This window comes from Micromonospora sp. WMMD710 (genome assembly GCF_029626045.1).
Taxonomy (GTDB): domain Bacteria; phylum Actinomycetota; class Actinomycetes; order Mycobacteriales; family Micromonosporaceae; genus Micromonospora.
Genome location: NZ_JARUBD010000001.1, coordinates 5,555,552 through 5,573,640 on the forward strand (window position 1 = coordinate 5,555,552; position 18,089 = coordinate 5,573,640).

The 18,089-nt window shown below is 71.0% G+C and carries 19 protein-coding genes; 11 read left to right on the plus strand and 8 right to left on the minus strand.

All coding sequences use genetic code 11. The annotated features are described in order from the left end of the window. Window positions 1-163: 163 nt before the first annotated feature. Window positions 164-1,024, minus strand: coding sequence for a DNA-formamidopyrimidine glycosylase family protein (locus tag O7620_RS25750; RefSeq protein ID WP_278125623.1), 861 nt, complete (start codon window positions 1,022-1,024; stop codon window positions 164-166). 80 nt (window positions 1,025-1,104) lie between these two features. Between O7620_RS25750 and O7620_RS25755 the strand changes: the two genes are divergently transcribed. After that, complete coding sequence (locus tag O7620_RS25755) at window positions 1,105-2,364, plus strand: glycosyltransferase (protein ID WP_278125624.1); 1,260 nt, start codon at window positions 1,105-1,107, stop codon at window positions 2,362-2,364. A gap of 1,200 nt (window positions 2,365-3,564) precedes the next feature. Next, window positions 3,565-4,014: a hypothetical protein gene (locus O7620_RS25760; protein WP_278125626.1), complete on the plus strand. Its 450-nt coding sequence runs from the start codon at window positions 3,565-3,567 to the stop codon at window positions 4,012-4,014. A 313-nt stretch (window positions 4,015-4,327) separates the two neighbouring features. Here O7620_RS25760 and O7620_RS25765 read toward each other — a convergent pair whose 3' ends face one another. The 5 genes from O7620_RS25765 to O7620_RS25785 form a co-directional block, all read right to left on the minus strand. Next, window positions 4,328-5,047, minus strand: coding sequence for a CDP-alcohol phosphatidyltransferase family protein (locus tag O7620_RS25765; protein ID WP_278125628.1), 720 nt, complete (start codon window positions 5,045-5,047; stop codon window positions 4,328-4,330). Beyond that, complete coding sequence (locus tag O7620_RS25770; RefSeq protein WP_151488892.1) at window positions 5,022-6,089, minus strand: iron-containing alcohol dehydrogenase family protein; 1,068 nt, start codon at window positions 6,087-6,089, stop codon at window positions 5,022-5,024. Before O7620_RS25770 ends, O7620_RS25765 begins: the two co-directional genes overlap by 26 nt. Next, window positions 6,077-6,808: a phosphocholine cytidylyltransferase family protein gene (locus O7620_RS25775; protein WP_151488891.1), complete on the minus strand. Its 732-nt coding sequence runs from the start codon at window positions 6,806-6,808 to the stop codon at window positions 6,077-6,079. Before O7620_RS25775 ends, O7620_RS25770 begins: the two co-directional genes overlap by 13 nt. 79 nt (window positions 6,809-6,887) lie before the next feature. Continuing rightward, window positions 6,888-7,655 (minus strand): hypothetical protein, encoded by a 768-nt coding sequence (locus O7620_RS25780; protein WP_278125631.1) that lies wholly within the window; start codon window positions 7,653-7,655, stop codon window positions 6,888-6,890. After that, window positions 7,652-8,101 carry an NUDIX domain-containing protein gene (locus O7620_RS25785; RefSeq protein WP_151488889.1) on the minus strand — a complete coding sequence of 150 codons (450 nt, stop codon included), beginning with the start codon at window positions 8,099-8,101 and terminating at the stop codon, window positions 7,652-7,654. Before O7620_RS25785 ends, O7620_RS25780 begins: the two co-directional genes overlap by 4 nt. Window positions 8,102-8,215: 114 nt before the next feature. Here O7620_RS25785 and O7620_RS25790 point away from each other — a divergent pair, with 114 nt between their 5' ends. The 4 genes from O7620_RS25790 to corA all read left to right on the plus strand — a co-directional run bounded on the left by O7620_RS25790 (window position 8,216) and on the right by corA (window position 11,812). Beyond that, window positions 8,216-8,608 carry a CBS domain-containing protein gene (locus O7620_RS25790; RefSeq protein WP_278125633.1) on the plus strand — a complete coding sequence of 131 codons (393 nt, stop codon included), beginning with the start codon at window positions 8,216-8,218 and terminating at the stop codon, window positions 8,606-8,608. A gap of 83 nt (window positions 8,609-8,691) precedes the next feature. Then, window positions 8,692-9,150 (plus strand): ester cyclase, encoded by a 459-nt coding sequence (locus O7620_RS25795; RefSeq protein ID WP_151488887.1) that lies wholly within the window; start codon window positions 8,692-8,694, stop codon window positions 9,148-9,150. A 106-nt stretch (window positions 9,151-9,256) separates the two neighbouring features. After that, entirely contained in the window at window positions 9,257-10,351 is a 1,095-nt protein-coding gene (locus O7620_RS25800) for a PLP-dependent aminotransferase family protein (protein WP_278125635.1), read from the plus strand. Between the two features lie 312 nt (window positions 10,352-10,663). Continuing rightward, complete coding sequence (gene corA, locus O7620_RS25805; protein WP_278125636.1) at window positions 10,664-11,812, plus strand: magnesium/cobalt transporter CorA; 1,149 nt, start codon at window positions 10,664-10,666, stop codon at window positions 11,810-11,812. 225 nt (window positions 11,813-12,037) lie between these two features. Here the strand turns inward: corA and O7620_RS25810 are convergent, their stop codons facing one another. Continuing rightward, window positions 12,038-12,814: a hypothetical protein gene (locus O7620_RS25810; RefSeq protein ID WP_278125637.1), complete on the minus strand. Its 777-nt coding sequence runs from the start codon at window positions 12,812-12,814 to the stop codon at window positions 12,038-12,040. An 84-nt stretch (window positions 12,815-12,898) separates the two neighbouring features. Between O7620_RS25810 and O7620_RS25815 the strand changes: the two genes are divergently transcribed. Together O7620_RS25815 and O7620_RS25820 are read left to right on the plus strand one after the other, a co-directional pair. Further along, a complete protein-coding gene (locus tag O7620_RS25815; protein WP_151490107.1) occupies window positions 12,899-13,429 on the plus strand; it encodes a peptidylprolyl isomerase in 531 nt (176 codons plus the stop codon). Window positions 13,430-13,523: 94 nt separating this feature from the next. After that, window positions 13,524-14,432 carry a rhomboid family intramembrane serine protease gene (locus O7620_RS25820; protein WP_278125639.1) on the plus strand — a complete coding sequence of 303 codons (909 nt, stop codon included), beginning with the start codon at window positions 13,524-13,526 and terminating at the stop codon, window positions 14,430-14,432. A 4-nt stretch (window positions 14,433-14,436) separates the two neighbouring features. Here the strand turns inward: O7620_RS25820 and O7620_RS25825 are convergent, their stop codons facing one another. Beyond that, the gene (locus O7620_RS25825; protein ID WP_278125641.1) at window positions 14,437-14,862 is read right to left on the minus strand and encodes a PH domain-containing protein; all 426 of its coding nucleotides are present in this window, start codon (window positions 14,860-14,862) and stop codon (window positions 14,437-14,439) included. A gap of 175 nt (window positions 14,863-15,037) precedes the next feature. On the opposite strand from O7620_RS25825, the gene O7620_RS25830 reads away from it, so the two are divergent. From O7620_RS25830 to O7620_RS25840, 3 genes are all read left to right on the plus strand, one after another. After that, the gene (locus tag O7620_RS25830; RefSeq protein ID WP_278125643.1) at window positions 15,038-16,210 is read left to right on the plus strand and encodes an acetyl-CoA C-acyltransferase; all 1,173 of its coding nucleotides are present in this window, start codon (window positions 15,038-15,040) and stop codon (window positions 16,208-16,210) included. Window positions 16,211-16,256: 46 nt separating this feature from the next. Then, window positions 16,257-17,252, plus strand: coding sequence for a phosphotransferase (locus O7620_RS25835; protein WP_278125644.1), 996 nt, complete (start codon window positions 16,257-16,259; stop codon window positions 17,250-17,252). Between the two features lie 283 nt (window positions 17,253-17,535). Beyond that, the gene (locus tag O7620_RS25840; protein WP_278125646.1) at window positions 17,536-18,048 is read left to right on the plus strand and encodes a hypothetical protein; all 513 of its coding nucleotides are present in this window, start codon (window positions 17,536-17,538) and stop codon (window positions 18,046-18,048) included. Window positions 18,049-18,089: the final 41 nt, after the last annotated feature.

The window sequence follows — 18,089 nt, forward strand, 5'->3', positions numbered from 1 at the left end:
GATTGGCGACTGATGGTGCCGGCGGGATCTGGCCGGCTCCGCACCATTTCAGAAGCCGGGGACCGGGCCACTATACCGATGGATACGCCTCTGGCGAGAACGGTGGACCGGAGCTTCGGCTCAGTCGGGCCGATTCCGCTCTGTAGTCGGCGGGTGTGATCACTCACCGTACGAGTCGGGACAACCGTCGGTCAGCGAGCGGTTTGCCGCCGGTCTGGCACGTCGGGCAGTACTGGAGGCTGGAGTCGGCGAACGACACCTCCCGCACCGTGTCCCCGCACACCGGGCAGGGCAGCCCGGTCCGGGCGTGCACCTTCAGCCCGGAGCGCTTCTCACCCTTCAGCTCGGCGGCCCGCTGGCCGAGGGACCGCTCGACGGCGTCCCCGAGGATCTGCCGGGTCGCCGCGTGCAGGGTGGCCAGCTGGTCGTCGGTGAGCCGGTCGGTGATCGCGAACGGCGACAGCTTCGCGGCGTGCAGGATCTCGTCCGAGTACGCGTTGCCCACCCCGGACAGCACCGACTGGTCGGTCAGCACCCCCTTGACCTGCCCCCGCCGGCTGCGGAGCCGCTCGGCGAAGGTGGGCAGGTCCGCGGCGAGCGCGTCCGGACCCAGCTTGGCCACCCCGGGCACCGCCGCCAGGTCGGTGACCAGGTACGCGGCCAGCTTCTTCTGCGTGCCGGCCTCGGTGAGGTCGAAGCCGGACCCGTCGTCGAGACGGACCCGCAGCGCGATCGGCCCCTTACCGGGACGAAGCGGAGCACTGGACGGGAACGCCTCCCGGTAGTGCAGCCAGCCCGCCCGGGCCAGGTGCACCACCAGGTGCAGGTCGCCTTCGACGAGCACGTCGAGGAACTTGCCGTGCCGGCGGGCGTCGACCACCGCCCGGCCGGTGACCGCGGTCGGTGCCGGGTCGTACGTCTTCAGGGCGCTGATCGCGGCGATCTCCAGCCGGTCGACACGCCGCCCCACCGCGCGCTGCCGCAGGTAACCCGCGAGCGCCTCAACCTCCGGTAGTTCGGGCACGACACAACGGTAGCCTTCTTTCCCGTGAGCGTGAGGAATGAGCTTGCGAGTCCCGCAATCGCGAACGAGAGGCACGCTCAGTGAGAATCGTGGTGGCGCACAACCGGTACCGGGAGGCCCAGCCCTCCGGGGAGAACACGATCGTCGACTCGGAGATCGCCCAGCTCACCGCTGCCGGTGTCGAGGTGCTGCCGTTCATCCGCAGCTCGGACGAGATCCCGTCGATGTCGAAGGCGGCGAAGGCGCTGCTGCCGATCTCACCGATCTGGGCGCCGCGTGCCCAGCACGACCTGAGCCGGCTGCTCACCGAGCACCGGCCGGACGTCCTGCACCTGCACAACCCGTACCCTCTGCTGTCGCCCTGGGTGGTGCGGACCGCGCACCGGCACGGCGTGCCGGTGGTGCAGACGGTGCACAACTACCGGCAGGTCTGCTCCTCCGGCATCTACTTCCGCGACGGCGTGATCTGCCAGGACTGCAAGGGTCGGGCGCTGGGCGTGCCGGCGATCAAGCACCGGTGCTACCGCGACTCGGCGGCGCAGAGCGCGCTGATGGCGACCACCCTGGCCGTGCACCGGGGCACCTGGCGGTCGGTGGACCGGTTCATCGCGCTCACCACGGCCATCGCCGACCACCTCCGCGAGTACGGCATTCCGGACGATCGGATCATCGTGAAGCCGAACGCCGTACCTGACCCGGGCCGGCCGGCGCCGCTCGGTGACGGCTTCCTCTACCTGGCCCGGCTGTCCCCCGAGAAGGGCGTCGACCTGCTGCTGGACGCCTGGCGTCGGCACCCGGTGGGCACCCTGGGCACGCTGCGGGTGGCCGGCGACGGCGAGCTGCGTCCGCTGGTCGAGGCCGCAGCCGCCGAACGACCCGACGTGGTCTACCTCGGCCAGCTCGACCGCGCCGGGGTGCGCGCCGCGGTCGAGGCGAGCGCTGTGGTGATCGCCGCCTCGATGTGGCACGACGTGCTGCCGACCGTGATCATCGAGGCGCTGGCGAGTGGCCGGCCGGTGCTCGGCACCGCACTCGGCGGCATCCCGTACCTGGTCGGGGCGGACGCCCCGCACGAGCCCGCCGGCACCGGACCGGCCGAGACCGCCTCCGCGGTCGCCGGGGGTGGTGGGCCGACGCCGCTGCCGGTCGGCGTGGTCACCGGTACCGCTGGCTGGGTGGTGCCACCGGAGCCGGCCGCGCTGGCCGCCGCGCTCCCGGTCGCGCGGGCCGGTGCCGCCACGCGCTCCGCGCGGGCCCGCCTGCGGTACGAGCAGACCTTCCACCCCGACGTGGTCACCAAGCGACTCCTCGACATCTATGCCGGAGTTACCCGCCCCTGACCCGGCCCGCCGGTCACGTGCGTGAAGGAGTAGGTGCTTCGGTCGTTGGCGGCCGGTGCGGTGGGCGCGGAGGACCGGTCGGGCGGTGAGTATCAGCCGGTTACCGATCGGGGACGGCGACAGGAACGGCGCGGCGTCCCCCGCCGCCTTCGCCAGTACGCCACCCGCCGGCCGATCGGCAGCAGTTCACTGCGGTCCACGCCGCCACCGCCGGTCCGGCACTGCGCGGGCCGTCTCCTCGGCCGGTATCCGCTCCGACCACCTACCGCGAAGACGCCCATTGCCTGTTGTCCGGCAACGCACCCCGAGCCCTGGCCACCCTGCGCACCGCCGCGATCAGCCTGCTCCGCCTGGCCGGCACCGCATCCGTCGCGCAAACCCTACGACGAAACAGCCGCAAACCGCACAGATCCCTGCAACTAGCCGAACTAGACGGGCGCACTACTCCTTGCGAACGTTCTGGATGAACCACTGCCTCGGGAGGCTCGTTGTAAGGGTGTGCCACTTGATCGTGGCATGCGCTTCCATTCCAATAATTCAAGGGAGGAGCAGCATGTATGGCCGATGGTACCCGCCACCGAATGCCTCGACACAGTACAGAGACGACGCAGCAAGGTCGTTTGGTGCGGCAAACTGTGCAGCGCCTGATTTTATTCAAGCGCTGGAGGCCTTCCGAGGAGATCTTACGTTTGCGGCTCGGCATTCCCCGGGAAATCCGGAAATTCGCGCCGACCACGTCGAGACGTTTACTAACCCTGGGCTCTGGCGTCGGCGGGCGACGCTGGACTGGTTGTACCAAACCAGCCAAGAACTTCCCTATATTCGGACTCTTTCTACTACCTGGCCTGCGGTTGCGGCGTTGACTAGCGCAGCTCCGGCTCCGGGTGCGGCTCACGGGGGCGCAGGGCAGGCTGGTCCCGCCGGAGGCCAGTCGAGTGCCGGAAGCAACCGGTGGCAGCAGCACGGGAGCCAGTCGGGGAATGGGACAGTTCGCCGGCAGTGACGTGATCTCAGCAAGGAGTTGGGCGTGTTCGGGACTGGACGCCTACTGCCGGTCGCACTTAAGAGACCGTCGGGCAACTGGGTGGCTACGCGGCGACAAGTTGCTCGGTGTTGGTGTGTCGGGCGGCTTCGCGGTCGATAGCGCCGAAGATCTCGTCGATCCCGTCGGCTCGTAATCTCGCCGGAATGGATATTTGAATGGCTGCACCCATTGATCCAAATCGCACCCAATTTTTGGTGGAGAAGGCCAGCGATCTGTGGCTCCACGTCGTTCAGAATTGGCGGAACGACCGTGACTACGACTTCCTGGAATTCGTGGCCGAAGTTGGCCGGGATGGAGCCATGGCTCATCAGCGGAACGAGGCTCAGGTTTCGGCGGAGGGTTTGGAAGAAGATCCGGAGATTCAAAAGCGATCGAAAGCTATAGAATCGGCCCTTGTGAAATTCGTTGAGTTCCTCAATTCCGATCGAAGTCAGCGATTGCACCTAAGGACTAGCGACCCGCTCTTCATTCACCTGAATAAAATGTTCGCTCAAACTTTTCCGCAAGTGGTGCCGGTGGAAGCCCGACAGAATGCGCCACGTCAGGCTGGCCCGTCCGGCCCGCCGCAGGCTGCTCCCAGGCGAGTTCCAGCGCCGCTGCGTTGACGAGTGCATCTGCCCAATTCGGCAGGCCTCAGGCTCCGGTGGCTTCCCCACCGGGAGGAGGTTTGCCGGTATATGGCCCTCCGGGTGGGTTTCCGCCACCGCCCGGCGCTTCACACGGCCATGGTGGCGGATCCGGCTTCGCTCGTAGAGCGTAAGCAGCGACAGGCGAAGGCAAGGTAGGCGGGGGTGGGGCCGTTCCGGGCGCGGGTCCAGGACGGTAGCCCGTCCGGGCGCATAACGGCTTGAGGACCTCGACCACTACCACCAGCCCTCTCTGTCATGGGTGGCGTTCCGTCGACGCGCCACCGGGTTCCTACAGGGAGGCGCGGGCGGAGAAGGCGATGCTCGCCAGCAGGAAGCCGCCGTTGACGATGGTGAACGCGACCATCACCCAGAGGGCCAGCGCGGGGGCCACGGCCAGCACCAGGGCCGCCACGAAGACCACCGCGCCGTAGTCGCGGACCAGCTTCACGAGGCGCACCGGCAGCGAGGTCGAGGTGACCATGCTGGCGGCGTTCGGGCCGGCCTGCATCACCGACGTCACCAGGTTGACCATCCAGGTGCCGGCGAAGGTCGCCACCAGCCAGGTCGGGGTCGACGGCTCCTGCGCCACGGCGGTGGCGGCGAGCGCGGCCACCAGGGCGATCTGCGCGGCCACGTCGCAGAGCACGTCGACACGCGCCCCGGCCGCGCTGCCCTGGCCGGTCACCCGGGCGAGCTGCCCGTCGGCGCAGTCCAGGGAGTACGCGACCTGCCAGCCGACCAGGGCGAGCAGGCCGACGACCCAGGCCGGTACGTCGCCAGCGGCGACCGGGCCGGCGAGCGCCACCACGGTGACCGAGGTGGCCAGGCCGAGCACCAGGTTCGTGACGGTCAGCGCGGTCGGGCGCAGCCCGAGTCGCTGGGCGACCAGCGCGAAGACCGCGCCCAGCCACTGGCTGATCGACTCGCTGAACAGGCCGCCACCCCGGTTGACCCGGTGGAAGTCGGCGACGGTGGGACGGGGCTCAGCCAAGCTGGTCGCGGATTGCACCGGCGTAGTCTGCCAGCCGCTCCCGCGTCTCGGTAGGCGACAACGCCAGGTGTTCGAGGATCGTGTAGCGGTCCGGTCGGGTACGCGGCGCGAACTGCACCGCCTCCACGAACTGGTCGTCGGTGAGCCCCACCTCGGCCGGGAGCCGGGGCAGGCCGTGCCGGGCGAGGCAGGCCGACATCTCCCCGAATCGGCGCAGGTCCCCGCGTAGCCAGGTGCAGAACAGCGCGCCCAGCCCGGCCAGTTCGCCGTGCGAGGCGGTGCCGGGAAAGAGCGAGTCGACGGCGTGCATGATCTCGTGGCAGCCGCCACTGGACGGCCGGCTGGTGCCGCACACCGCCATCGCCAGGCCGCTGGAAATCAGCGCCTCGGCCAGCACGGTGACGAACGCGTCGTCGGTCATGTCGCCGGGGTGGTTGAGCACCGCCTCGGCGCCCGCGCGGGCCAGCGACGCGGCCAGCCCGTCGACCGGCTCGCCGCGCACCTGCCGGGACAGCTCCCAGTCGGCCAACGCGCTGATGTTGCTGATCACGTCGCCGATGCCGGCCCGGTTGTGCCGGTCCGGGCCGCTCTCCACGAAGTCCAGGTCGACGATCACCGCGATCGGGATGTGCACACCGTAGGAGCCCTTGAGCCCGTCGGTGATGAGGCTGGACACCGGGGAGCCGATCCCGTCGTTGGCGAGGCTGGTCGCCACCGACACCATCGGCAGCCCTCGCCGGGTGGCCGCGTACTTGGCCACGTCTATGGTCTTGCCGCCGCCGATCCCGACGACCGCGTCGTACGAGCGGGCGCGGAGTTTGCCGCCCAGGTCGTCGGCGGCGTCCAGAGTGCCGCCGGAGACGGTGAACACGTCGGCCGAGCGCAGCGACGGTCGGATCAGCTCCGCGATCTGGGCACCCTGACCCGGGCCGACCACCACGGCGACGTCGCCACCGGAGGAGATCCGCCCGTCGGCCAGGATCGCGCCCAGGTCGGCGACCGCCCCACGTCGTACGTCGATGTGCAGTGGGGTGAGGACGCTGCGGGCTAGTAGCGGCACGCGATCTCCCGCGCGCGGGCCAGGTCGGCGTGGTTGTCGACCTCCACCCAGGGCACGTCACCGATCGGAGCTGCCCGCACCTCGCCACCGCGGTCGGCGAACTCCTGGTAGCCGTCCTCGTAGTACAGGTTCGGGTCGCGCCGCCAGGTCGCCTCCAGGGCGTCGGCGAGGGCGTCGGCGACCTGCGGCTCGATCAGCGTCGCGCCGATGTACTCCCCGTACGCCTCGCCCGGATCCATGATCTTGGTGATCCGGGTGAGCTGGCCGGCGGCGTCGAAGGTGGTCTTCATCTCCTCCTCGGCCAGCGGCTTGAGGGTGTCCACCGCGAGCAGGATGCCCGGGCCGCGTTCGGCCAGCAGGGTCTTCTCCACGCTCACCGGGTGCACGGTGTCCCCGTTGACCAGCAGCACCCCGCGTGCGAAGTACTCCCGGGCCAGCCACAGCGAGTAGGCGTTGTTCCACTCCTCGGCCTTGTCGTTGTGCACGAGGGTGAGCGTCACCCCGTACCGCTTCTCCAGGTCGGCCTGCCGCTCGCGGACCGCGTCCGCCGCGTAGCCGACCACGATCACGATGTCGGTGAGCCCGACCTCGGCGAGGTTGCCCAGCGCGATGTCCAGGATCGTGGTCTCGCCGTCGACCGGCACCAACGCCTTCGGCAGCGTGTCGGTGTACGGGCGCAGCCGGCGCCCCGCCCCGGCCGCAAGGACCATTCCGATCATCGCGACATCCTCCCTCGTGCTGCTCCCCGTCACCGGTGGAGGATAGCCCCGGTTGGCCGGGCGGCTCCGGCCAACCGGGTCAGCCGGGCAGCGCGGCCAGGTCGGCGAGCATCGTCAGCCGCTCGTCCGCGCTGAGCACGGAGTACGCGCCGGCGGCCCGACGGTCGGTCTCCAGTTCGATGGCGACCCGTTCGGGGCCGGCCGGCAGCGCGGCGACGGTCGAGGCGGTGTGCCCGGCGGCGGTCCAGGCCGCGGCGTGCGCGTCGGCCCGGTGGTAGCGCAGCGTGCTCAGCCGGTTGAGCAGCAGCACTTCCGACGGTGTGCCGTCCGGCTCGTACGGGGGCGCCAGCGCGGTGAACGCCGAGCCGGTGGGTGCGCCCTCCTCGTCGGCGAGCACCAGGGCGTACGCCAGGACCCGGCCGAGCGCGGCCACCAACCGCGCCACCCGCTCGTCGTGCCCGGCCCACAGTTCCTCGGTGACATCGGCGTGCACCTGGTACAGCTCGGTGAGGAAGGCGGCACCCCGTTCGGTGGCGGAGAGCGCGCCGTCCGGGCGGCGGTGCAGCATCCCGTACGCCACCTGCTTGTCCACGGCCCGGCGGACGGCGACCGGGTCGCCGTACCGGGTGACCGCCGCGAAGCCCGGCCCGTCGACCGTGCCGCCCGGCGCGGCGAGGCGGGTGCGCAGGTCCACCAGGTAGCCGTTCGCGGTCGGACCGCCGTACCGCTGGCTCAGCTCGGCGCCGCCGCCGTGCCGCCCGGCCAGCATGCCGGCGCGGAACGTCCGGTCCACGGCCGGTGCGAGCAACCCGGCGAGCCGGTGCGGCGTCAGCTCGACGGTGTTCACAGACCGATCGACCGCAGGACGGCGAAGCCCTCCTCCGCGATCCGCCGGATCAGCCCGTCGTTGACGTCGCGGTTCTCGTCGAGCACGGTCACCTCGTGTTCGGCCAGCCAGCGGTACTCGGTGTGCTTGCCGGCCTCCAACCTCGGGTGGTCGAGGTCGCCGTCGACGCGTACCAGGAAGTCGTGCTCGATCCGGACCAAGCCGTCGTCGCCGACGTACTGGTATTCACCCACCTGACCGAGGACGTGCGAGAGGATCCAGCCGGTCTCCTCGGTGATCTCCCGGCGCAGCGCGTCGTCGATATCCTCGCCCGGGTCCAGGTGGCCGCCGACGATGTCCCAGCAGTTGGGAAAGAGGCGTCGGTGTTCGGAGCGGCGCTGGAAGAAGATGCGGCCGTCGTGGTCGACGATCAGCGCGCCGGCACAGCGCAGGGGCTCGGTGGACACCGTTCGACAGTAGCGAGCGGTCCGGCATCGCGGCGATGCCCGGTCTTGTCCCGGAAACATCCACGGACCACGATGTCGGTACCGGATGCCACCGTCCCAAAGGAGTGATGTGTGATGCAGGTACGGGAAGCGATGTCCAGCCAGGTCCTCGTCGTCGGTCCGGAGCACACCCTGCGCCAGGCGGCCCGGATGATGTCGGCCCGTGGTGTCGGGTCGGCGGTCGTGATCGACCCGGATTCGGAGGGCGTCGGGATCATGACCGAACGCGACGTGTTGAAGGCCATCGGCGCCGGTCTGGACTGCGACGTGGAACGCACCGGCGCGCACCTGACCTGGGACGTGGTCTACGCCGGCCCGGACTGGACGGTGGCCGAGGCAGCCGCCGCGATGGCCCGGGGCGGTTTCCGGCACCTGGTGGTCCTGGACGGCCGCGAGGTGGCCGGGGTGATCTCGGTGCGGGACATCATGCGGGTCTGGGCGGACAGTCAGGCGGTCGCGACGACCTGACCGGTCCGGGTGTGCCGGGTCGGATCGAGGGGTAAGGATCCCTTGCGGGCGCGGAGATGCCGTGGCCCGTCCGGGAGGGCCCGATGCGTGACGCGGAGCGCCTGATCAGCCAGCAGTACGCCATGCTCCTGAACCGGGATGTGGCCCGCCTGCCGGACCTCTACGCCCCGGAGGCGTTCTACTCCATGCCGGGCGTGACGGTCCGGCCGATCGAGTTGCCCGCGCTCCTGCGTACCTGGACCGGCGCCTTTCCGGACCTGCGGGTCGACCCGCGGGGCACGGTGCGCACGGCCGGCGGTGCGGCCGTGGAGCTGCGACTGACCGGCACCCACACCGGCACGTTGCACTCGCCGTTCGGCACCGTCGCGCCCACCGGCCGCACGGTGAGCTGGGAGGTGGCCGACGTGGTGCGGGCCCGCCGGGGGCGGATCGTCTCCTGGCGGTCCTACTTCGACTGGAGCCAGCTCCTCGACGCGCTCGGCGTGCAGCTGGACGGGTTTTCCCGGGCCGCGCAGCACGACTCGCTCGCCCTTCCGGTCTGATCTTTCGCCGTCCGGCCCCGTAGGGTCACCCGACCCGGTGGCTCAGGATGCGGACATCGCCGTGCCGTGCGCGCGTTCCCCGTCGCCGCCCGTACGCTCAACATCCATGACCGCCGAGCAGCTGATCTCCTTCGCCCGTGGGGCTCCCTCGCTGGACATCGTCGATGTCGAGGGGCTCAAGGCCGCCGCCGTCCGCGCCTTCGACGCCGACCCCGCAGGGGTCACGGCGTACGGCACATCCGTCGGCTACGTGCCGCTGCGCAAGTGGATCGCCGAGAAGCACGGGGTCGAAGCCAACCAGGTGCTGGTGACCAACGGGTCGCTCCAGGCCGACGCGTTCCTCTTCGACCACCTGGTCCGCCCGGGTGACGCGGTGGTGGTGGAACGCCCGACGTACGACCGGACGCTGCTCAACCTCCAGCGGATGGGCAGCGAACTGCACGGCATCTCGGTCCAGCCGGACGGTCTGGACACGGCCGAGTTGCGCAAGCTGCTGGAGTCCGGGGTCCGGCCCCGGCTCGCGCACGTCATCCCGAACTACCAGAACCCGGCCGGCATGACGCTGTCCCTGGAGAAGCGCCGGGAGTTGCTCGACCTGGCCGCCGAGTACGAGTTCACGATCTTCGAGGACGACCCGTACGCGGACATCCGGTTCCGTGGCGAGCCGCTGCCGTCGATGCTGTCGCTGGACACCCGCAACGTGGTGGTGCACGCGTCGAGCTTCACCAAGACGGTCTGCCCGGGTGTGCGGGTCGGTTACCTGGTCGGCCCGGCGGACCTGATCGCCGACATCGCCAAGAACGCGACGAGCCTCTACATCTCCCCCGGCATGGTGTCGCAGGCGATCGTGCACCAGTTCTGCGTCTCCGGTGACATCGACCGCTCGATCGACACCGTCCGCGCGGCACTGGGTGAGCGGGCCGAGGTGCTCGCCGAGTCGCTGCGCCGGCACCTGCCGCAGGCCCGGTTCGTGGAGCCGGACGGCGGCTACTTCCTCTGGGTGGAGTTCCCGGAGGACGTCCTGGTCGACCGGCTCGCCCCGGCGGCGGCCGAGCGCGGCGTCGCCGTGGTGAAGGGCAGCGACTTCGTGCTCGACGGTGGGCGGCACGCCCTGCGGCTGGCGTTCTCGGCGGTGACCGCGGACCGGATCGACGAGGGCGTCCGCCGCCTCGCCGCGGCCGTCGAGGACATCCGTAGCTGACACTTCTGTCGGGTTCCCGACAGAACGACGATGCCGGCCGTCCCGGGACTCCCGCCCGGGCGGCCGGCGGCCCACAATGCTGCGAGCGCCACCCGACAGGCCCCGGCCGGTTCTTTCGGCCACCCTGTCCCAGGGCGACGCGTACAGCACAACCCCCGCCCCCACGGGCGCCGGGTGGGCCGTGTCGTCCCCAAACCCCCCGATGCGGCCCGGCCCGCCCGGCGCCACCCCCCACGCGACGGCCGTCACACGTGCCCCCGCTCCCGAGCGGCGTAGCCTGCAAGCCGCAGTCGAGCGCGGGGAGGTGACCCGATGACGGATCGGACAGGGCAGGGCCGGACGACGCCGTCGCACACCGGTCGGGTGCTCCGACCCAGGGCGTGGCCGTCTCCGGTGCGTGCGATGACCCGGATCCTCAACGCCGACGGCTCGCCACCCGTGCCGGCCCCCGCCGGCAGCGGGCGCAGCGGCGTGGTCGACTGCGCGCTCTACGTCGACGGCAAGCGGCAGCCCGGCGACTGGGGTTACGCGGACGCGCTGGAGGCGGCACGCCAGGCGGAGCACGGCTTCGTCTGGATCGGCCTGCACCAGCCCGAGCTGGCCGAGATGACCGCCATCGCGGATACCTACGGCCTGCACGAGCTGGCCGTCGAGGACGCCGTGAAGGCCGAGCAGCGGCCCAAGCTGGAGCGCTTCGGCGACGTCAGCTTCCTGGTGCTGCGGACCGCCCGGTACTGCGAGCACACCGAGCTGACCGAGACCTCGGAGGTCGTGGAGACCGGCCAGGTGATGCTCTTCATCGGCCCGAACTTCCTGATCAGCGTCCGGCACGGGGACGCCTGCCGGCTCTCCCCGGTGCGCGCCGACCTGGAGACCAAGCAGGAGCTGCTGCTCCAGGGCCCGTGGGCGGTGGCGTACGGGGTGACCGACCGGGTGGTCGACCTCTACCTGGAGGTCGCCGAGCAGCTTGAGGACGACCTGGACCAGCTGGAGGCCGAGGTCTTCGACCGCAACAGCCACGGGCGGATCCAGCGGATCTACCAGATGAAGCGGGAACTGGTCGAGTTCAAGCGCGCGGTGATCCCGTTGCAGCGGCCACTGATGACCTTGACCTCGCAGATGAACCGGGAGGTGCCCAAGGAGATCCGGCGGTACTTCCGGGACGTGCAGGACCACCTGAGCCGCACCGTCGAGCAGGTCAACTCGTACGACGACCTGCTGAACTCGATCCTGCAGGCGCGGCTGGCCCAGGTCACCGTCGATCAGAACAACGACATGCGCAAGATCGCCGCGTGGGCGGCCATCGCCGCGGTCTGGACGTCGATCGCCGGGGTCGAGGGGATGAACTTCGACAACATGCCTGAGCTGAAGATGACGTACGGCTATCCGGTGGCGCTGGCCCTGATGCTCGGCGTCTCCCTCGCCCTCTACCGCTGGTTCCGCCGCAACGGCTGGCTCTGACCGCGATCGGCGCCAGCGCCTGACCGGCCGGGCCGCCTGATCAGCTCGCTGCGCCGTGATCAACTCGGCTTCCGTGAAAGTGCGGTGTCCAGGTCCGCGGGATGCCCCGCTTTCCAGGAAGCCGAGTGGATCTCACGCGGGGCGCGCCGGCACACGGGGCACGCGGAAGCGCCGGCGACGCGGGGGTGACCCGCATCGCCGGCGCCCGGTGCGCTGCCGCCGGGGTCAGCGGCGGCCGTTGGTGCGCGCGGTGTCCTTGCCCAGCGCCTTGGTGAGGTCGTCGGCCGGGCGGCCGGAGACGTCCGTGGCGCCCTCGGCGACCGCCGGGACCTTGTCGGTCGGGCGGACACCGGTCTGCTTGGCCGTGCCGGTGGTGCTGGCGCTGTCGCCGCCGGCCACCGCCGAGCTGCCGGCGCCGTTCATACCGGCCGCGCCGGTCATGGCGGAGCCGTCGCCGCCCTTGGTGGCGGTGGGGGTACGCACCTCGATCGAGTCCACCTCGTCGCGCATCGGCTCCAGGGTGCGGGTCGGGTCGTACTCGGCCCACTCCTGCTGCTCCCGACGGCGACGCAGGGCGACCGCGCCGGCGATGCCGGCGATGGCGCCCGCTGCCAGCAGGCCGGTCATCATCGAGCCGCGACGGCGCGGCTGCTTCTTCTTACCGGTGATCCGCATGGTCTTCGACTTGGCCTTCCTGGTCAGCGGCCCTGCCTGCGCGGCGCCGTCGCGGGCCGCCGCGGCCAGCGGTGCCAGCGTGGTGAGTGTCGTCCCCCAGCCGGTCGACGCGCGGTCGCGCACCTTCGTCGCGGCCGGCCCGACGTAGCCCCGGGCCACCTGGACCCGCGGACCGACCGTCGCGCCCGCACCCTTCGCGGCGTGGTTGGCTGCCTGCACCAGGTGGCTGATGCTCTGGTTCAGCTCGGCCATGGCCTGCTGCCCCTCAGACTTGCGCCGCCCGACTCCAAACACGGTCCTACCTCCTGGGAGTTGTTCCTTCGTCATCCTCCACCTTCGGATGCCTCCGCGATGCCAGATCGGGCACATGGGAGGATCCGCATGGAACTGACCAACGAGTGAGGAGTACCCGTGGCCGAGGCTGTCTACGCCACCTTGCACACCAACGCTGGCCCGATCCGGCTGGAGCTCTTCCCGAACCACGCGCCGAAGACGGTCCGCAACTTCATCGACCTGGCCGAGGGCAACCGGGAGTACACCGACCCGCGCACCGGCCAGCCGGGCAGTGGGCCGTACTACGACGGCACCATCTCGCACCGGGTGATCAGCGGTTTCATGGTCCAGATGGGCGACCCGACCGGCACCGGCCGGGGCGGCCCGGGCTACAAGTTCGCCGACGAGTTCCACCCGGAGCTGCGCTTCGACCGGCCGTACCTGCTGGCGATGGCGAACGCCGGACCGGGCACCAACGGTTCGCAGTTCTTCATCACGGTGTCGCCGACGCCACACCTGAACAACCGGCACACCATCTTCGGGCAGGTCGCCGACGAGCAGTCGGTGAAGGTCGTCGACTCGATCGCGAACACCCCGACCGGCCCGAGCGACCGTCCGCTCCAGGACGTCGTCATCGAGCGGGTCGAGATCGAGCGGTCTGCTTCCTGACCGAGCGGCGAGGTACCTTTGCTCGCATGATTGAGCGCTCCGGAGCACGGCCGGTGCCGGTGGACCGCGCGGTGGCGGACGGAGGGTCGGCCCGGTGAGTGAGTCCCCGCCGACCACCCCGGTCTGCTACCGGCACCCCGGTCGGGAGACCTACGTCCGGTGCACCCGCTGTGACCGGCCGATCTGTCCGGACTGCATGCGGGAGGCGTCCGTCGGGCACCAGTGCCCGGAGTGCGTCAATGAGGGACGTCGCACCGTCCGGCCGGCGCGTACCGCCTTCGGTGGCGGTACCGCCGGCCGGCACGGCTACGTCACCAAGGCGATCATCGCCCTGAATGTGTTGTTGTTCCTGCTCTCGATCGCCTCCGCGCGGAGCGGGAGCGCGGTGGTCGGCGGGTCCGGCCTCGGCGGGCTGATGGGTGACGGCACGCCGCTGACCGCCTGGGGTTCGGTATACGGGCTCACGCCGCCCGGCTACCTCCCGGACGGCATCGCCGACGGCGACTACTACCGTCTCTTCACCGCGATGTTCCTGCACTACGGCGTGATCCACCTGCTGCTCAACATGTGGGCGCTGTGGGTGCTCGGCCGGTCGCTGGAGGCCAATCTCGGGCCGCTGCGCTTCGGCGCGCTCTACCTGATCGCCGGGCTCGGCGGTAACGTCGCCGCCTACCTGTTCAGCGCCCAGAACTCGGCCACGGCCGGCGCGTCGACGGCGGTCTTCGGCCTCTTCGCCGCGCTGATCATCATCGAGCGCAAGCTGGGCCGGGACATCTCCCAGGTGATCCCGATCCTGGTGATCAACCTGGTGTTCACGCTGACCGTGCGGGGCATCTCGATCCCCGGGCACCTGGGTGGCCTGGTGGTCGGCGCGGCGATGTCCCTGGTGCTGGCGTACGCGCCACGTGGCCGACGCACGTTGGTGCAGGCCGCCGGTGCCGCGATCATCCTGCTGATCCTGCTCGGCCTGGTGCTGTTCCGCACGGCACAGCTGCTCGGCTGACAGCTCAGCGCTGGCGGGCGGCGCGCAACTCGGCGGCCACCTCCTCCGGGGTGGCACCCAGCTCGAACCGGCCGAAGAGGTGCAGCGACTCGCCGGTGTCGATCTCCAGGACCTCGGACGTCAGCCCCATCCGCGGTCGACGGTCCACGGTGATCGCCTCGATGGTCGTCCAGGGCAGCAGCCGGTGGCCGGCGAACCCGTGAATGACGCTGAGTCCGTCCGGATCCGCCGCCAACCGGACCGGTGCGATCAGGTCGCGTACCGCCCAGCCGGCCACGACGGCGGCGGCCAGGATGGCCAGCACCAGCCGGACCGTGTCGCCGTCGGCGAAGAGCAACCCGAGTGCGATCAGCAGAACCGCGCCGGCCAGTTTCGCCGCCGGCAGGCTCGCCGGTACTCGCCACTGCCGGGCCGGGGAGATCTCATCCACCCGTCCAGCATGCCAGCGGCAGCTCCGCGCGGATCGATCATGGAATTGTGCTGCCCCGCATATGGTGCGAAGTGGAAACTTCTGCCCACCACAACTCCATGATCGACGCCAGCGGGGCCGGGGCGGGGGCGGCGCGGCGTAGGATCGGGACAACCGAAGTTACCGGGGAGTAAACATGAGTGACGCGGTCATCGTCGGCGCGGTACGCACCCCGGTCGGGCGGCGCAAGGGCAGCCTCGCCGGCGTCCACCCGGTCGATCTGTCGGCCCACGTGCTGCGCGCCCTCGCCGAGCGCACCGGGCTCGACCCGGCGCAGGTCGACGACGTCTTCTGGGGCTGCGTGTCCCAGGTCGGCGAGCAGTCGTGGAACATCGCCCGCAACGGCGTACTCGCCGCCGGCTGGCCGGAGACCGTCCCCGGCACCACCCTCGACCGGCAGTGCGGCTCCAGCCAGCAGGCACTGCACTTCGCCGCCGCCACCGTCCTCTCCGGCCAGGCCGACCTCGTGGTCGCCGGCGGGGTGGAGTCGATGACCCGGGTGCCGATGGGCTCCAGCGTGGCCGGCGGCATGCCGTTCAGCGACCAGCTCCGCGACCGCTACCGGGGCGTGGAGGGCTTCGCCGACGACGCGCCGCTGCCGTTCAACCAGGGGGTCGGCGCCGAGCTGATCGCCCGACGGTGGCGGCTCTCGCGTACCCAACTCGACGAGTTCGCGCTGGCCAGTCACGAGAAGGCCGCCGCCGCGCAGGACGCCGGGGCGTTCGACCCGGAGTTGACGCCGGTGCCGCTCGTCGACGGCGGCAAGTTCGCCGCCGACGAGGGCATCCGTCGGGACACCTCACTGGACAAGCTGGGTGAGCTGGCCACCCCGTTCCGCGCCGACGGTGTGGTCACCGCCGGCTCGGCGTCCCAGATCTCCGACGGCGCGGCCGCGCTGGCCGTGACCACCTCCGAGTGGGCCAGCCGGCACGGCCTGCGCCCGCTGGCCCGGATCCACACCGCCGTCGTCGCCGCCGACGACCCGGTCACCATGCTCACCGCGCCCATCCCGGCCACCGCGAAGGCGCTGCGCCGCGCGGGGCTGGGCATCGAGGAGATCGGGGTGTACGAGGTGAACGAGGCGTTCGCCCCGGTGCCGCTGGCGTGGCTCGCGGAGACCGAGGCGGACCCGGAGCGGCTCAACCCGCGCGGTGGGGCGATCGCCCTCGGTCATCCGCTCGGTGGGTCCGGTGCCCGGATCATGACCACGATGCTCCAGCACATGCGCGACAACGGGATCCGCTACGGCCTGCAGACCATGTGTGAGGGCGGCGGCATGGCCAACGCCACCATCGTCGAGCTGGTCTGAGGAAAACGTCTCGCCCCGGCCCGGGCGGCCGCCTAGGGTGCCCACCGTGACGACGAGCGAGCGCGCCCCCGACTGGTCCGGCGAGCAGTGGCAGGCGCGGGCCCGGTCGTGGGTCGACGAGCAGCTGAGCCTGGCCGGTCGGCGGGTGACCGGGCCGGTGGAGCCCCGGGTCCGTCCGTGGTCACTGGTCTGGCCGGTGCCCACCGACGGTGGCCCGGTCTGGTTCAAGGCCAACAACCCGGGCACGGTGCACGAGGCCGTCCTGATCGCGGCGCTGGCCCGGCTCACGCCGGAGCGGGTGCTGACGCCGATCGCGGTGGACCCGGAACGGGGCTGGTCGCTGCTGCCCGACGGAGGCGACTCGCTGCGCACACTGCTGGGCCGCGACCCGGACCTGACGCACTGGGAGCGGGCCCTGCCCGGGTACGCGGCGCTCCAACTAGCCGCCGCGCCGCAGGCCGACGAGCTGGTCGCCCTCGGCGTGCCGGACCATCGCCCCGAGGTGCTCGCCAACCTGTTCGCCGACCTGCTCGACGATCACGAGTCGTTGCGGATCGGGGCCGAGGGCGGGCTCAGCGTCGACGCGTACGAGCGGCTGCGGGCGGAGCTGCCGTCGTACGTGCAGCGGTGCCGGCGGCTCGCCGAGATCGGCATCCCGGCCACGGTGCAGCACGACGACCTGCACGACGGCAACGTCTTCGCCGGCCCGGACGGGTACCGCTACTTCGACTGGGGTGACGCCTCGGTGGCGCACCCGTTCGGCACGCTGCTGGTGACGCTGCGGTCCGTCCGGTACGCCAACGAGCTGCCGGCCGACGATGCCGTGCTGGCCCGACTGCGCGACGCCTACCTGGAGGCGTGGACCGACCGGTACGACCGGCGGACCCTCGTCGAGGCCGCCGACCTGGCGATCAACCTGGGTCCGGTGAGCCGGTCGCTGTCCTGGCGTCGAGCCCTCGACACGACCGACCCGGCCCGCGCCGAGTACGCCGAGGCCGTTCCGGGTTGGCTGGAGGAACTGTTGGAGTCCGAGCCCGCCTGAGATCCTGCCGGTCTGCACAGGCGGCGGTCGGGCGGGCACGTACCAGCGGAAGATCGATCCGACCCGCGCGGCAGCCTCGGCCACCTCCGCTGGGTTGGCGGATCAGGTGGCGGCGTATGGGCGCACCTGGCCACGCCCGCCAGGTGCGCCCGCCGACCCGCTGACGCCGCGTTCCGGGCCGGCCCTGGCGCGATGTCGGACAGCCGGTGCGACCCGGAGCGTGGAACTTCCAAAACTTGCCCGTGACCCACGTCACTCCGCCGGGGAGGTCGTTGGGCAGGTCATGGACGTCTTCTCCCGAACGTTCCTCCCGGCCGCCGCCGAGGCCGGCCTTGCCGTGCAGACCCTCAGTCGGCACATGCCGGTCTTCCGCCGCTGTGTCGGGTCCGGTGACGCCACCATCCTGATCACCCGTTGCAGTCGTCCCGATCGTCCCGTGACCGGCGACTACCTGCTGCTGCTCACCCACCGGCGGCTGGTGGTGACCCAGCAGACCCGGTTGTTGCACCGACTGCGCCTGCACCTCAATACCGAGCTGCGTGAGCTGAGCAACGTCACCTGGAGCCCCGACCCGCGGCTGCACTCGGTCGAGCTGGCCGCCACCGCGATCGACGGGATCCGTGAGCGGTTCCTGATCCGCACGACCCACCCGAAGCGGGTGTGGCAGCTCGACGCGCTGCTCAACCACGCGTTCCGGACCCGCCTGCGGACGCCCCGCGAGCGGACCGTCGCCTCCATCAGCGACGCGCCGGCGACCGCCCGGTCCGCCGTGTTCCGCCCCGCCGTTGTGAGCTGAAGCGCGACCGGCTTCACCTCGCCTTTACCAAACCCGAACAC